This window comes from Baia soyae (genome assembly GCF_004341445.1).
Taxonomy (GTDB): Bacteria; Bacillota; Bacilli; order Thermoactinomycetales; family Thermoactinomycetaceae; genus Baia; species Baia soyae.
Genome location: NZ_SLXV01000087.1, coordinates 1 through 1,329, shown reverse-complemented (window position 1 = coordinate 1,329; position 1,329 = coordinate 1). Strand labels below are relative to the sequence as shown.

Here is a 1,329-nt window from a genome sequence, read left to right as displayed (position 1 = left end):
AGGGACCAACGGGACCAAGTGGACCAACGGGGGATATCGGACCTCAAGGACCAACGGGACCAAGTGGACCAACGGGGGATATCGGACCTCAGGGACCAAGTGGACCAACGGGGGATATTGGACCTCAGGGACCAACGGGACCAAGTGGGCCTACGGGGGATATCGGACCTCAGGGACCAAGTGGACCAACGGGGGATATTGGACCTCAAGGACCAACGGGACCAAGTGGACCAACGGGGGATATTGGACCTCAGGGACCAACGGGACCAACGGGGGATCCCGCGTTTATACCAGCATACCTAAATGTTTATAGAACCGGAAACCAAACAATAGTAGGAACTACCGGGACTATACTTTTTTCAACTAGAGGGGTTGGAACTCCAAACATGGGATTCACGCCCACTAGCGGTTTCGTTACTGTTACTGATGCTGGAGATTATCTGGTTAGCTTTCAAGTTTTGGTTTTCTACAACAATAGTGGTGCGTCAAGCAGCTCTAGATTTGGTGTAAGCGTTAATGGTGCACCTCCTTCTCAAGATTTTAGTGAATCTGTTGTAGGTTTTACCGGTGGAATAAGCGCTAATTTATATGGGGCTGGTGCATCTATTGTAACGGTTCCCGCATCAGGCACGATAAGTTTACAGTATTTAAACAATTTTGTACCTAGTGGAGCTCTAACGACAAGAGCTTTTATGATCATAAATCGGTTGGGATAGTAAAATGCATTCTCTTTAGAAGCTATTTCAAAAGTCGATTCTGTTGCAAAAAGTGAGGAAAATGAAAAATAGCCAGAAAGACCCCTTATATGAGGGTTTCTAAGCTACCAATTGAAGAGGTTTTGTATGAAATTTCTTCTTCGGAGACAGAAGGACCTAGAGATGGAATCTGTTGTTTTTTGATCATGTACCTGGTTCCAAACTTTTCACCAAGTAATGAAACGACTTGAATCCCATTATGGACCGCATCTTCTCTTTGATAAAATGATGGTCTTGCTTGATTCGGTTATTCAGATATTTTTGTTGCCTGTCAGGCAATTTCTTTTCTTCTTTCAGCTGTTTGATTGCAAGAGGATACGCTTTATTTGGGTGGTGGGATAAATCTGGGGATTTATTGGGAACAAAGCTGAAATAACATGCTAAGATAGTAGTATGAGAAGGTCAATCGAATTGAGAAAGACACGGCTCTCGTTAGAGCAAAGGACATATGGGTCCCATTCTATTTTTATAGGGTGGGACTTTTTTCGTGGTTAAGGTGGTGAGTATGTGGCAAGACGAGGAAAGAAGCTAGATGAGCAAACAAGAGAAGGGATTTTTGCCTACTATGCAGGTA

General features: G+C 44.2%; 1 protein-coding gene and 1 pseudogene. One reads left to right on the top strand and one right to left on the bottom strand.

The window, feature by feature from the left end; genetic code table 11:
* Positions 1–716: pseudogene (locus EDD57_RS14220) on the top strand (collagen-like protein); the annotation flags it as partial.
* Between the two features lie 183 nt (positions 717–899).
* Here the strand turns inward: EDD57_RS14220 and EDD57_RS14875 are convergent.
* Entirely contained in the window at positions 900–1,142 is a 243-nt protein-coding gene (locus EDD57_RS14875) for a DDE-type integrase/transposase/recombinase (protein ID WP_131850072.1), read from the bottom strand.
* Positions 1,143–1,329 lie beyond the last annotated feature (187 nt).